Here is a 13,789-nt window from a genome sequence, read left to right on the forward strand (position 1 = left end):
CGCGGGATCACCTGCGCGGCCCGCTCGTCTTGTCAGCGGGTCAGGGGGCGGTGCCGATCCGGGTCGCGGCCAGGGCCAGCCATAGCTGCACCCGATCGGCGGTGCTGCCCAACGAGCGCCCGGTGAGCGACTCGATCTGCTCCACGCGGTAGCGGACGGTGTTGCGGTGCACGATCAGCCGCTCGGCGACGGTCGCGACCGAGCCGTTCGCGTCGAGGTACTCGCGCAGGGTGCGCACCAGGGCGCCGCCGTGCCGGGCGTCGAACTCGCGCAGCGGGCGGAGCAGGTCCTCGGCGAGGTCCCGCAGCGGGACGTCCTCGCTGGCCAGCAGCAGGCCGGTCAGGCTCATCCGCTCGCGGTCGTTGATCCCGGCGCCCCGGCTCATCGCCTCGAACGCCTCGTAGTAGCTCCAGCGCAGGCCGGCGACGCCGGCGCGGCGGCCGCCGATCCCGACCCGGGCGGCCGATCCGTACCGGCCGAGCTGGTCGAGCAGCAGCTGGGCGGCCCGGCGCGGGTCGTGGCCCGGGGTGAGCACCGCGACCAGGCACTCGTCGACGACCGCCGTGATCGCGCCGGGCAGCTGCGGCACGGCCGTGAGCCGCACCGGGAGGTCGCCGGCCGGGTCCGCGGTGCCGACGAGCACCACGTGGCCGCCGGCGGCCAGGATGCCGAACGTGGCGAGCCGCCGCTCGGCCTCGGCCGCGGTGATGCCGCCGCGGATGACGTCCTCCAGGACCTGGCCGACGAGCTGGCGCTGCCCGGCGAGCACCGCCTGGCGCCGGGCCAGCTCCAGGCCGACGAGCGCCACCGCGTACGGCAGCACGTCGGCCGAGCGGCGCGGCGTGCGGCAGCACAGGTGCGCCACCACCGCCTCCTCGACGAGGACCGGGGTCGCGGTCAGCCCGGCAACGGTGCCGTGGACGCCGGCCAGGATCTCCTCGACCGGCCAGGGCGCCGCGGCCGGCGCGGTGGCGAGGATGTGGCCCTGCTGGTCGACGACCATGACCGGGGCGCCGAGGATCTGCTGCAGCGAGTCGACGAGCGCGCCGAGGCCGCGGCCCGACAGCAGCGAGCGGGCGAGGGTGTCGTACTCGTCGAGCAGGTCGTGGAACCGGCCGTACTGCTCCTCCAGGATCCGGTCGGCGACGAACTGGTCGACGGCGATGAACGGCGTGGAATAGGGGATCTCCAGCACCGGCAGCCCGCGCCGCCGGGCCTCGGCCAGCGTCGCGACCGGCACCGCCTTGTGGGTCAGGCCGATGCCGAAGCCGACGCCCACCACGTCGCGGTCGGCGATGCGGGCGACGAACTCCCGCTGCGCGGCGGCGCTGCGCTGGCGCAGCCCGGTCGTCAGCACCAGCTCGCCGCCGGACAGGAACGGCCGCGGGTCAGCCAGCTCGGTCACCGCGACCCAGCGGATCGGCCGGGCGAGCGCGGCCGCGGCCCCGTCGACCAGCCGGAGGTCGAGGGTCGGATCGGCGATCAGGTCGGCGAGGCGCAGCGCCACGCCTGACTGTACGACCGCACAGACAACCGGCACAACGCTTGGACATCCGTCCATTTACCGGCGCTGGCCGGGTTGCCTACGGTTGGCCTCCAACCCGGGGCCACACGTGGCGAGGAGGCGACGGTGCAGGACAGCCCGGCGATCGTGCTGCGCGGTCTGCGCAAACACTTCGGCGAGGTGGAGGCGGTCGCCGGCATCGACCTGGAGATCGAAAACGGCGAGTTCTTCGCGATGCTCGGGCCGTCCGGGTCGGGCAAGACCACGGTCCTGCGGATGATCGCCGGGTTCGCGCTGCCGACGGCCGGGACGGTGCTGCTCAACGGCACCGACGTGACCCGGGCGGCGCCGTTCGAGCGCGACGTGAACACGGTGTTCCAGGACTACGCGCTGTTCCCGCACCTCGACGTGCGGCGCAACGTCGAGTACGGGATGCGGGTCCGCGGCGTGCCGAAGGCGCAGCGCCGCGAGCGGGCCGAGGCGGCGCTCGCCTCGGTGCGCCTCGATGGCCTCGGGCACCGCCGCCCGGCGGAGCTGTCCGGCGGGCAGCGGCAGCGGGTCGCCCTCGCCCGGGCGCTGGTGAACCGCCCGCGGGTGCTGCTGCTCGACGAGCCGCTCGGCGCGCTCGACCGGCAGCTCCGCGAGGAGATGCAGATCGAGCTCAAGGCGATCCAGCGCGACGTCGGCATCACGTTCGTCTTCGTGACCCACGACCAGGAGGAGGCGCTGACCCTCTGCGACCGGGTCGCGGTGTTCAACGCGGGCCGGATCGAGCAGGTCGGCACGCCCGGCGAGGTGTACGAGCGGCCGGCCACCGCGTTCGTCGCCGGGTTCGTCGGCACCTCGAACCTGGTCACCGGCGAGGCCGCCCGCAAGCTCGTCGGCGCGGACGGCACCTACGCCATCCGCCCGGAGAAGATCAGCCTCGACGGGCCGGTGACGGACGGCGCGACCGTCGCCGAGGGCACCGTCGCCGAGGTGGTCTACGCCGGGCCGCAGATCCGCTACGTCGTCGACCTCGACGCCGGGCCGCGGTTCGTGGTCCTGGAGCACAACCGGCGCACGCCGGGCGACCTGCGCGGTACCACCGTCCGGCTGACGTGGTCGCCGGAGCACGTCATCACGATCCCCTGACACTGCTGTTTCTGCTCCCCGAGGAGTCCCTATGCGATCCACGAAGTGGTGGACCGCGGCCGCGGCCGTCGGTCTGCTCGCGCTCGCCGCCTGCGGCGACAGCGGCGGTGGCGGTGCCGGCGGCACCGGCGGCGGCCCGGGCGGGCTCAAGCCGCCGAACATCGACAAGCTGGCCACGCTCGGCGCCGGCGAGGGCTCGGTGAACATCGTCGCCTGGGCCGGCTACGTCGAGAACGGCAGCACCGACCCGAAGGTCGACTGGGTCACCGGCTTCGAGAAGGAGACCGGCTGCAAGGTCAACGTGAAGATCGGCGGCACGTCCGACGAGATGGTCACGCTGATGAAGACCGGCGAGTACGACGTCGTGTCGGCCTCCGGCGACGCCTCGCTGCGGCTCATCTACGGCGGCGACGTCGCCCCGGTGAACACCGACCTGATCCCGAACTACAAGGACGTCTTCGACGGGCTGAAGATGAAGGCGTGGAACTCCGTCGACGGGGTCTCCTACGGCGTCCCGCACGGCCGCGGCGCGAACCTGCTCATGTACCGCACCGACGTGGTCAAGACCGCCCCGACCTCCTGGGGCGTCGTGTTCGACGCGAACTCGCCGTACAAGGGCAAGGTCACCGCGTACGACTCGCCGATCTACATCGCCGACGCCGCCGTGTACCTCATGAAGACCAAGCCCGACCTCGGCATCAAGAACCCCTACGCGCTCGACGACAAGCAGTTCGCCGCCGCCGTCGACCTGCTCAAGCAGCAGAACCAGGTGATCGGCGAGTACTGGTCGGACTACACCAAGGAGATCTCGGCCTTCAAGGCCGGCAACAGCGTCCTCGGCACCACCTGGCAGGTCATCGTCAACCTGGCCAAGGCCGACAGCGTGCCCGTCGAGGCGATCCTGCCCGAGGAGGGCGCGACCGGCTGGTCGGACACCTGGATGGTGTCGTCGAAGGCCAAGCACCCGAACTGCGCCTACAAGTGGGTCAACCACATCGTCTCGCCCGAGGCCAACGCGGCGGTCGCCGAGTGGTTCGGCGAGGCGCCGTCGAACAAGCTGGCCTGCGCGAAGACCGCCGCCAAGGACCACTGCGCGACGTTCCACGCCGAGGACGAGGCGTACTTCGGCAAGGTCTGGTACTGGACCACGCCGCTTTCCCAGTGCATCGACGGCCGCACCGACGTGAAGTGCAAGGACTACGCGGCCTGGACCCAGGCCTGGACCGAGATCAAGGGCTGATGACCGCGCCCTCCACTGTGGACCGCCGGGTCTCCGCGTGGCTGCACCGCCACGCGGGGGTCCGGCTCGCCGCCCTCCTCGCCGCGCCCCTGACCTGGCTCGTCCTGGCCTACCTCGGCGCCCTCGCGGTGCTGCTGGTGTCGGCGTTCTGGACCGTCAACGGGTTCACCGGCGAGGTGGTCCGGCAGCCCACACTGGACAACTTCCGCACGGTCGTGACCGGCGAGGTCTACCGGGCGGTGACCCTGCGCACCGTCGGCGTCGCGGCCGCCGTCACGGCCGTCACCGCGCTCGTGGCCCTGCCGATGGCCTTCTACATGGCCAAGGTGGCGTCGCCGCGCAGCCGGCGCTGGCTCGTCGTCGCCGTCCTCACCCCGCTGTGGGCCAGCTACCTCGTCAAGGCCTACGCGTGGCGGGTGCTGCTCGCCAACGGCGGGCCGGTCGACTCGCTGTTCGGCGGGCCCGGCCACGGTCCCGGTTACGGTCTGCCGGCGACCGTGATCGTCCTGTCGTACCTCTGGCTGCCGTACATGATCCTGCCGCTCTACGCGGGCCTGGAGCGGCTCCCCGACTCGCTGCTGGAGGCGTCCGCCGACCTCGGGGCGCGCGGCTGGCGCACGTTCCGGTCGGTCGTGCTGCCGATGCTCGTGCCGTCGCTGTTCGCCGGCTCGGTCTTCACGTTCTCGCTGTCGCTCGGCGACTACATCACGGTGCAGATCGTCGGGGGCAAGACGCAGCTCATCGGCAACCTGGTGTACGCGAACATCGGCGCGGCCAACAACCTGCCGTTCGCCGCCGCGCTCGCCACGATCCCGGTGCTCATCATGGTGATCTACCTCGTCGCGGTCCGCCGCTCCGGCGCCCTGGAGGAACTGTGACGCTGTCGCGCACCGCCCGGATCCTGCTGCGCCTGGCGATGGTCCTCGGCCTCGCGGTGATCTACGTGCCGCTGCTCGTCGTCCTGGTCAACTCGTTCAACGCCGACCGGTCCTTCGCCTGGCCGCCGCCCGACTGGACCACCGAGTGGTGGACCCGGGCCTGGCAGAACGACGGGGCCCGGGCCGCACTGTGGACCTCGACGAAGGCCGGCCTCGGCGCGACCGGGATCGCGCTGGTGCTCGGCACGCTCGTGGCGTTCGCCGTGCAGCGGCACCGCTTCTTCGGCCGGGACACGGTGTCGCTGCTCGTGGTGCTGCCGATCGCGCTGCCCGGCATCGTCACCGGCATCGCCCTGGACAGCGCGTTCCGCACGGTGCTCGGCCCGCTCGGCGTCGGCAAGGGCCTGTTCTCGGTGATCGTCGGGCACGCCACGTTCTGCGTGGTCGTCGTCTACAACAACGTGCTCGCCCGGCTGCGCCGCCTCGGCGGCAACCTGGAGGACGCCTCGGCCGACCTGGGCGCGTCGTCGTGGCAGACGTTCCGGTTCGTCACCTTCCCGCTGCTGCGCTCGGCGCTGTTCGCCGGCGGGCTGCTCGCGTTCGCGCTGAGCTTCGACGAGATCGTGGTCACCACGTTCACCGCGGGCGCGGGCGTGCAGACCCTGCCCATCTGGATCTTCGCCAACCTGTTCCGCCCGAACCAGGCCCCGGTCATCAACGTGGTCGCGGCGGTGCTCATCGTCCTGTCGGTGATCCCCATCTACGTCGCCCAGCGCCTGTCGTCCGACACCGCCGGCGGCCGCCTCTAGGCCCCGTCCGGCCGGCTCGGGGCCATCACCAGCTGTGGACCGTGCCGTCCTCGAGGCGGTTCACCGGCAGCTGGGCCGGGCGGTACGGGTACCGCGCGGCGAGATCCTCGTCGATGTCGACGCCCAGGCCCGGGGTCTCGGCCGGGTGCAGGTAGCCGCCGTCGTAGTGGTACCCGTGCGGGAAGACGGCGTCGGTCTCCGGGGTGTGCCGCATGTACTCCTGCAGGCCGAAGTTCGGGATGGCCAGGTCGAGGTGGAGCGCGGCGGCCATGCAGACCGGCGACAGGTCGGTCGCGCCGTGCGAGCCGGACCGCACGTGGTGCAGCGCGGCCAGGTCGAAGATGCGACGCAGGTGGGTGATGCCGCCGGCGTGCACGACCGTGGTGCGGATGTAGTCGATGAGCTGCTCGCGGATGAGCGTCTCGCAGTCCCACACGGTGTTGAAGACCTCGCCGACGGCGATCGGCGTGGTGGTGTGCTGCCGGATCAGCCGGAAGCCCTCCTGCAGCTCGGCCGGGACCGGGTCCTCGATCCAGGTCAGCGCGTACGGCTCCAGGGACTTGCCGAGGCGGGCGGCCTCGATCGGGGTGAGCCGGTGGTGGACGTCGTGCAGCAGCCGCAGCGTGGGGCCGAACTCGTCGCGGACCCGGGCGAAGACCGTCGGCACGTGGGCGAGGTACTTCGCGGTCGACCAGACGTTCTCCGTCGGCAGCGCCGCGTCGGCCGGCTCGTAGAACATCTTGTCGCCGCTGACGCCGTAGGTGCTGGCCAGGCCGGGCACGCCGGTCTGCACGCGGACCGCCCGGTAGCCGAGCTCGACGTACCGCGCGACCTCGGCGAGCACCTGGTCGGTGGTGTCCGCGTTGGCGTGGCCGTAGACGGTGACGCCCTCGCGCGAGCGGCCGCCGAGCAGCTTGTAGACCGGCAGGCCGGCGACCTTCCCGAGGATGTCCCACAGGGCGGTGTCGACGGCGGCGATCGCGGTCATCGTCACCGGGCCGCGGCGCCAGTAGGCGCCCTTGTAGAGATACTGCCAGGTGTCCTCGATGCGGCTCGGGTCGCGCCCGATGAGCGCGGGCGCCACGTGGTCGCGCAGGTAGGCGGCGACGGCGAGCTCGCGCCCGTTGAGCGTCGCGTCCCCCACGCCGTGGACGCCCTCGTCCGTGACGATCTTCAGGGTGACGAAGTTGCGGCCCGGGCAGGTCACGACGACCCGCACGTCGGCGATCTTCATTCCGGTTCTTCCTTGACTCGGGCGACGAGTTGCGTCGGGGTTGACTGTGGGGTGTCACTCCGGCCGGGCCGGACCGGTGGATCCGCGCACCATCAGCTGGGCGGACAGCTCGCGCCGGGCGTTGCCGGCGCGGTCGGGGTCTTCGAGGAGGTCGAGCAGGAGCTCGACGCCGGCCCGGCCGGTCGGCTCCTGCGGCAGGGCGAGCGTGGTCAGCGCGGGGCTGACCATCTCCGCGAACAGGATGTCGTCGAAGCCGACGACGCTGATGTCGGCCGGGACGGCGACGCCCCGGGCGGCGAACCGGTTGAGCAGGCCGAGCGCCACCAGGTCGTTGTAGGCGACCACGGCGGTGACGCCGGCGGCGAGGACGACGTCGGCGACGGCCACGCCCCCGGCGAACTTCGGCGCCACGGTGGCGATCTCCTCCAGCTCGACCCCGGCCGCCGCGGCGGCGGCGCGCAGGGCGCGCAGCCGTTCCCTGTTCGACCAGGAGTTGCGCGGCCCGGCGACGTAGCCGATCCGCCGGTGCCCGAGCGCCACCAGGTGGGCGACGGCCTGCCGGATCGTCTCGCCGAGGTCGACGGTGACGGACGGGATGCGCCCGACCCGCCGGTTGAGCATGACGACCGGGGTCTCGCCGGCGACCGCCCGCACCTCGGCCTCGCTCATCCGGGGCGAGCACAGGATGATGCCGTCGACCTGCTTGCCGAGCGCGCGGACCAGGTCGGCCTCGGCGGCCGCGTGCTCGTCGGTGTCGGCCAGGAACACCGAGAACTCCGACTCGTGCGCGCGCTCCTGGACGCCCTTGACGACGCCGGGGAAGAACGGGTTGGTCAGGTCGGGGACGATCAGGCCGATGTTGCCGGTCCGGCCGGTGATCAGGCCGCGCGCGGCCCGGTTGGGGTGGTAGCCGAGCTCCTGCACGGCCCGCTGGACGCGCTCGCGCGTCTCGGGCAGCAGCAGCTGCGGCGTGGAGAGCGCACGGCTGACCGTCGACGGTGACACGCCCGCCGCTCGGGCGACGTCCTTGATCGTGACGGCCACGGGTAGCTGCTCCTAGCTCCACGGGCATCGCCCGCGGTTTCATGGGGGTTCCACCCCACACCGCCCATGCGCCGCTGCGCGACGCACTCGAACTGTTCCTAGCTCCACGGGCTTCGCCCGCGGTTTCGTGGGAGGTTCCCACCCCACACCCCCCACGCGCCGCTGCGCGACGCACTCGAACTGTTTCTAGCTCCACGGGCTTCGCCCGCGGTTTCGTGGGGGGTTCCCACCCCACACCCCCCATGCGCCGCTGCGCGACGCACTTCGAGCTTGCGGTGGAACGCTCCCACGTAGTCTGAAAACCTTTGCACAACATTGTCAAGACTCCCGTCGATCCGGACTTGACGGCTTGCGTTCAGGGACATCAGAGTGATGAAAACGTTTGTACGGAGCTGCCGGTGAGATACTTACAGTTGCACGAGGACCGCGCCCTCCCGCTCGATCCGACCGCGCGCGACATCGCCCTCAACCTGTATGCCGAGACGCGCTCGCTGCCCCTCGTCTGCATGCACGGCCACGTCGACGCCGCCGTGCTCGCCGACGACGTGCCGTTCCCCGACCCGGCCCGCATGTTCATCACGCTCGACCACTACGTCACCCGGCTGCTGCACGCCGGCGGCGTCCCCCTGGAGGACCTCGGCGTCGGGGCCGACCGCGACCCGCGCGAGATCTGGCGGACGTTCTGCGCGCACTGGCACCTGTTCCGGGGCACGCCGTCGCGGTACTGGCTGACGCACGAGCTCGTCGACGTCTTCGGCGTCGAACTGGCCCCGGCGCCGGAGACCGCCGACGAGCTCTACGACGAGCTGTCCGAGCGGCTCGCCGAGCCCGAGTTCCGGCCGCGGGCGCTGTTCAAGCGGTTCGGCATCGAGGTGCTCGCGACCACCGACTCGCCGCTCGACGACCTGTCCGCGCACCGCCGGCTGGCCGCCGAGGGCTGGGGCGAGCAGGTCATCCCGACGTTCCGCCCCGACGCGCTGGTGCACCTGGCCCGCCCGCAGTGGGCCGGCGAGGTGGCCGACCTGGGCCGCCTGGCCGGCGTGGACACCGGCGACTACGCCGGCTACCTGGAGGCGCTGCGCCGCCGGCGGCTCGACTTCGTCGCGGCGGGCGCCCTCGCCACCGACCACGGCCACGAGTCCGCCGGCACCGACCCGCTGCCGGAGGCCGACGCCGCCCGCATCTACGGCGCCGCCCTCCGCGGCGCCGTCAGCGAACGGGACGCGGCCGCGTTCGCCGGCCACATGCTGTACGAGATGGCCCGCATGTCCTGCGAGGACGGCCTGGTGCTGCAGCTGCACCCCGGCGTGCTGCGCAACCACTCGCGGGCGGCGCTGGAGCGCTACGGCCCCGACCGCGGGTTCGACATCCCGGTCGCCGCCGAGTTCACCCGCTCGCTGCGGCCGCTGCTGGAGGCGTTCGGCCACGAGCCGCGGTTCCGGATGGTCGCGTTCACGGTCGACGAGACCGCCTACAGCCGCGAGCTGGCCCCGCTGGCCGGCGTCTACCCGGCGCTGCACCTCGGCGCGCCCTGGTGGTTCCTGGACAGCCCGGACGGGCTGCGCCGCTTCCGCCAGGCGGTCACCGAGACCGCTGGCTTCTACCGCACGGCCGGCTTCGTCGACGACACGCGCGCGTTCGCCTCGATCCCGGCCCGTCACGACCTGGCCCGCCGCATCGACGCGGGCTACCTCGCCGAGCTGGTCGCCCGCCGCCTCCTGGACCTCGACGAGGCGTTCGAGACGGCGGCCGACCTGGCCTACACCATCCCCCGCCGCCTGTACCGCCGCCCGGAGCCGCTCACCGGCTGACGGTGACGGCCGACGGGCCCGCGGTGAAGGTGTACGAGCCCGGCGGCGTCACGAGGCCGTCGCCCGACCAGTGGGCGAGCGCCTCCGCAGCCACGTCCAGCACCACCTCGCGGGACTCGCCCGCCGCCAGCGGGACGCGCTCGAAGGCGGCCAGCCGGCGGGACGGCGACGGGACCGGCCAGGCGTGCGGGGTCACGTAGAGCTGGACGACCTCGTCGCCGTCGCGCTCGCCCGTGTTCGTCACCGTCACCCGGGCGGTCGGGCCGTCGACCGTGAGCGGGCCGTAGGCGAAGGTCGTGTACGACAGGCCGTGGCCGAAGGGGTACAGCGGCTCGCCGCGGAAGTACTGGTAGGTCCAGCCGGACCCGATGACGTCGTAGTCGGTCGGTGCCGGCAGGACCGTGTCGCCGCGATACCAGGTCTGGGGCAGCCGGCCGCCGGGGTTGACCGTGCCGAGGAGGACGTCGGCCACCGCCGAGCCGAGCTCCTGGCCGGCGTGCGAGGTCCACAGGATGGCCGGGACGTGGTCCTGGGCCCAGTCGACGGCGTACGGGTAGCTCGACACCAGGACCAGGACCGTGGCGGGGTTGGCCGCGCAGACCGCCCGGAGCAGGGCCTCCTGCTCGGCCGGCAGGGCCAGGCCGTCGCGGTCGACGGTCTCGCGGCCGTTGATGTGCGGGTCGTTGCCGAGCACCACGACCACCCGGTCGGCGGCGCTGGCCGCCGCCACCGCCGCCTCGATGCCGGACGAGACCGGCTCGACGGCGAAGGCGGCCGCGTCGTCCAGGGAACCCGTGGCGGTCAGCGCGGCCGTCACGAACCGGCCCAGCGCGTTCGAGCGCAGCGCGACGCCGCCGTCGACCGGGTGCAGCTCCCACAGCTCGCGCACCTCCCAGCCGTCGGGCGTCGGCGCGTCGAGGGACAGCACGCCCGCGTCGTCCGCGGTGAGATAGCCGCTCGGCGCGCGGAACGTGTGCACCGGCACCGGGCACTGGACGCTGGTGCCCCAGTCCTGGCGCGCGAGGACGGTGTCGCCGAACAGCGGGATACGGACCCGGTCCAGGCCGTCGACCGCGGTGACCCGGTCGGCGCCGAGCCGGTCGCGCAGGCCGTCGGCGACGGTGACCGCGTAGGGGAGGCTGCCGCTGTACCAGTCCCGCAGCACCCGGTCGCCGAGGTGCCCGACGACGGCGACCGTGCCGGGGAGGCTGCCGGGCGACGACAGCGGCAGCGCGCCGCCCGCGTTCTTCAGCAGCACGATCCCGGCCCGGGCCGCCCGGGCGGCCAGCCGGCCGTGCTCGGCGCCGGCGACGACCTCGCGGGGGGTGCCGGCGTACGGGTCGGCGTCCCGCGAGAACTCGCCGGTCCAGGCGCGCATGGCGAGGATCCGCCCGACGGCCGCGTCGACGTCGGCGAGGGTGACCAGGCCGCGGTCGAGGGCCTCGGTGAACGCGGCGACGGTCGGCCCGCCGTCGGGGCCGTTGTCGGTGTAGCTGTCGACGCCGGCCAGCAGGGCCGCGGCGTGTCCCTCGGCGGCGGTCGGGAACTGGGCGAGCAGGTTGCTCGGGGCGTACGCGTCCGAGCAGATCACGACGTCGGGCGCCGCCGAGCGCAGCACGCGCAGCAGCGGGTGCACGTGGTTCGGCACGCCGTTGACCAGGTTGTACCCCGGCATCACGCCCGCGACCACGCCGGCGCGCAGCGGCCCGAGGAAGGCCGGCAGCTCGTACTCGTGCAGCACCCGCTCGGGCACGGCGATGTCGGCCTTGTCGCGCAGCGTCTCGACGTTGTACGCGAGGAAGTGCTTCAGCACCGGCGTGGTCCGCCAGACCGACGGGTCGTCGCCGCGCAGGCCGGTGCAGTACGCGATCGCCAGCTGCGCGGTGGCGAACGGGTCCTCGCTGTAGCCCTCCTCGTTGCGGCCCCAGCGCGGGTCGCGCAGCGGGTTGACCACGGGCGCCCAGACGTTGAGCGACGCCCGCCCGTCGTCGTGGTGCAACGCCCGCACCTCGGTGCCGGCCGCCGCGCCGACCTCCCGCAGCAGGCCCCGGTCCCAGGTCGCGCCGAGCCCGACCGCCTGCGGGAACACGGTCGCCGGGCCGAGCCAGGCGACGCCGTGCAGCGCCTCGCAGCCGGTGTGGAACGCGGCCAGGCCGAGCCGGGGCACGGCCGGCTGCGCCTGGTGGAGCAGGGCCAGCTTCTCGGCCGTGGTGAGTTCGCGCAGCAGATCCAAAAGAAACGACCCCTTCGAAGCGCTTCGACGATGTCGCGATGATCGGGGCTCGCCCGGCTGCTGTCAAACCCGGCGAAAGTTTCATCCCGGATCCCGAGGTTGTCCGCGTGCATCGACGACCGTCCTTGTCGAGCCATCGACGATGTCCTACTGTCCCAGCCTCGAAGCGCTTCGACACCCCACCTCCGCATCGCACACACCCGAAGGGTGGTACCACCATGGGAAGCCACCGGCTCAGCCGCCGGGGCCTGCTCGCCTCGATCGGCGTCATCGCCGCCACGCCGTTGCTCGACGCGTGCGGCAGCCCCAAGGAGAACAACCCGGGCACGACCAGCCAGACCGACCTGTCCAAGGTCCTGCCCGCGTTCGTGCCCGCCACCTCGGTCAAGCCCGACATCGCGTCGGTGACCGGCGCGGCCGGCGGCGTGACCGACCCGACCTTCCTGTCGTACCCGGCCAGCCCGCCGAAGACGGTCACCGGCCCGGTCGGCTCCGGCGGTACCTACGTGACGATGACGCCGCTGTGGGGCGCGATCCCGCCGTCGAGCGGCAACGCCTACTACGACGCCGTCAACAAGGAGCTCGGCGCGACGGTCAAGATCCAGCCCGCCGACGGCAACACCTACGGCGACCTGCTGGCCCCGCTGTTCGCCTCGGACAAGCTGCCGGACTGGATCGACATCCCGAGCTGGAACATCAGCAAGCTGAACTTCGGCGAGGCGGTCCGCACCAAGTTCGCCGACCTCACGCCGTACCTGTCCGGCGACAACATCAAGCAGTACCCCAACCTCGCCGCCATCCCGACCAACGCCTGGGTCTCCGCGGTGTGGAACGGCAAGCTCTACGGCCTGCCGATCTACTCGTCGGGCGCGGTCGTCGCCGGCGCCTACTTCTACCGCAAGGACCTCTTCGACAAGGCCGGCGTCTCCGCCGACATCAAGAGCGTCGCCGACCTGGAGGCGGTCGGCAAGGCGCTCACCAACGCCGCGGCCGGCCAGTGGGCGTTCGACGACCTGTTCGGCGACGACGCGGGCTACATCGGCCAGCTCTACGGGTTCCCGTCGGGGAACTACCCGTGGACCGACAACGGCGGCAAGCTGGTGCACCGCTACGAGACCGACGGCATCGTCGAGGCGCTCAACTGGCACGCGAAGATGGTCAAGGCCGGCTACCTGCACCCCGACGCGGTCGCCAACAACAGCCAGAACGCCAAGCAGCGGTTCTGGAGCGGCAAGGTCGCGGTCTGCGCCGACGGCACCGGCGCCTGGAACGGCGACGACACCAAGTCCGGCGCGGCGGCGAACCCGAGCTACAACCGGCAGGCGTTCAAGACCTTCAGCGCAACCGGCGGCCAGCCGACGGTGGAGATCGGCAACGGCGCGGGCATGTACAGCTACCTCAACAAGAAGCTCAGCGACAAGCAGATCAAGGAGCTCCTGTCGATCGCCAACTACCTCGCCGCGCCCTACGGCTCGGCGGAGTGGCTGACGGTCAACTTCGGCGTCTCCGGCACCCACTACACGATGCAGGACGGCAACCCGCTGCTGACCGAGCAGGGCAGCAAGGAGATCGCCACGTCGTACCAGTTCCTCGCGAGCCCGCTCTCGCCGACCACGGTGAAGTCCGGCAACGCGCAGGTCGCCAAGGACTACGCGGCCTGGCAGGCCGACATGGTGAAGTACCTCAAGAAGCCGCTCTTCTACGGCATGAACGTCTCCGAGCCGGCCCAGTTCGGCTCGCTCACCCAGCCGATGAAGGACACGATCACCGACGTCAAGCTGGGCCGCAAGCCGATCTCGGCGTGGACCGAGGCGGTCGCGAACTGGCGCCGGCAGGGCGGCGACGACCTGCGCAAGTTCTACGAGGACATCCGGACGAAGTACGGCACCGGCCAGTGAGGAC

10 protein-coding genes are annotated in these 13,789 nt (G+C 72.3%); 6 read left to right on the forward strand and 4 right to left on the reverse strand.

Features of this window, described 5'->3' with window-relative positions:
* Positions 1–40: 40 nt before the first annotated feature.
* Complete coding sequence (locus tag IEZ31_RS01265) at positions 41–1,507, reverse strand: PucR family transcriptional regulator (protein ID WP_190247815.1); 1,467 nt, start codon at positions 1,505–1,507, stop codon at positions 41–43.
* Between the two features lie 123 nt (positions 1,508–1,630).
* Here IEZ31_RS01265 and IEZ31_RS01270 point away from each other — a divergent pair, with 123 nt between their 5' ends.
* The 4 genes from IEZ31_RS01270 to IEZ31_RS01285 are packed head-to-tail and all read left to right on the forward strand — an operon-like array spanning position 1,631 to position 5,565.
* Positions 1,631–2,638, forward strand: a complete 1,008-nt coding sequence (locus IEZ31_RS01270; RefSeq protein ID WP_229833937.1) for an ABC transporter ATP-binding protein — start codon at positions 1,631–1,633, stop codon at positions 2,636–2,638.
* A gap of 31 nt (positions 2,639–2,669) precedes the next feature.
* On the forward strand, positions 2,670–3,878 hold the full coding sequence (locus IEZ31_RS01275) for an ABC transporter substrate-binding protein (RefSeq protein ID WP_190247817.1): 1,209 nt from the start codon (positions 2,670–2,672) through the stop codon (positions 3,876–3,878).
* Positions 3,878–4,756: an ABC transporter permease gene (locus tag IEZ31_RS01280; protein WP_190247818.1), complete on the forward strand. Its 879-nt coding sequence runs from the start codon at positions 3,878–3,880 to the stop codon at positions 4,754–4,756. Before IEZ31_RS01275 ends, IEZ31_RS01280 begins: the two co-directional genes overlap by 1 nt.
* On the forward strand, positions 4,753–5,565 hold the full coding sequence (locus IEZ31_RS01285) for an ABC transporter permease (RefSeq protein ID WP_190247819.1): 813 nt from the start codon (positions 4,753–4,755) through the stop codon (positions 5,563–5,565). Before IEZ31_RS01280 ends, IEZ31_RS01285 begins: the two co-directional genes overlap by 4 nt.
* Positions 5,566–5,590: 25 nt before the next feature.
* Here IEZ31_RS01285 and manD read toward each other — a convergent pair whose 3' ends face one another.
* Positions 5,591–6,799 (reverse strand): D-mannonate dehydratase ManD, encoded by a 1,209-nt coding sequence (gene manD, locus IEZ31_RS01290; RefSeq protein WP_190247820.1) that lies wholly within the window; start codon positions 6,797–6,799, stop codon positions 5,591–5,593.
* Between the two features lie 54 nt (positions 6,800–6,853).
* A complete protein-coding gene (locus IEZ31_RS01295; RefSeq protein ID WP_190247821.1) occupies positions 6,854–7,843 on the reverse strand; it encodes a LacI family DNA-binding transcriptional regulator in 990 nt (329 codons plus the stop codon).
* 398 nt (positions 7,844–8,241) lie between these two features.
* Between IEZ31_RS01295 and uxaC the strand changes: the two genes are divergently transcribed.
* Positions 8,242–9,654, forward strand: coding sequence for a glucuronate isomerase (gene uxaC / locus IEZ31_RS01300; protein WP_229833938.1), 1,413 nt, complete (start codon positions 8,242–8,244; stop codon positions 9,652–9,654).
* Here the strand turns inward: uxaC and IEZ31_RS01305 are convergent.
* Complete coding sequence (locus IEZ31_RS01305; RefSeq protein WP_190247822.1) at positions 9,644–11,887, reverse strand: beta-glucosidase family protein; 2,244 nt, start codon at positions 11,885–11,887, stop codon at positions 9,644–9,646. The genes uxaC and IEZ31_RS01305 overlap by 11 nt on opposite strands.
* A gap of 218 nt (positions 11,888–12,105) precedes the next feature.
* Here IEZ31_RS01305 and IEZ31_RS01310 point away from each other — a divergent pair, with 218 nt between their 5' ends.
* A complete protein-coding gene (locus tag IEZ31_RS01310) occupies positions 12,106–13,785 on the forward strand; it encodes a type 2 periplasmic-binding domain-containing protein (protein ID WP_190247823.1) in 1,680 nt (559 codons plus the stop codon).
* Positions 13,786–13,789 lie beyond the last annotated feature (4 nt).

The sequence above is a fragment of the Dactylosporangium sucinum genome (assembly GCF_014647515.1).
GTDB classification, from domain to species: Bacteria; Actinomycetota; Actinomycetes; order Mycobacteriales; family Micromonosporaceae; genus Dactylosporangium; species Dactylosporangium sucinum.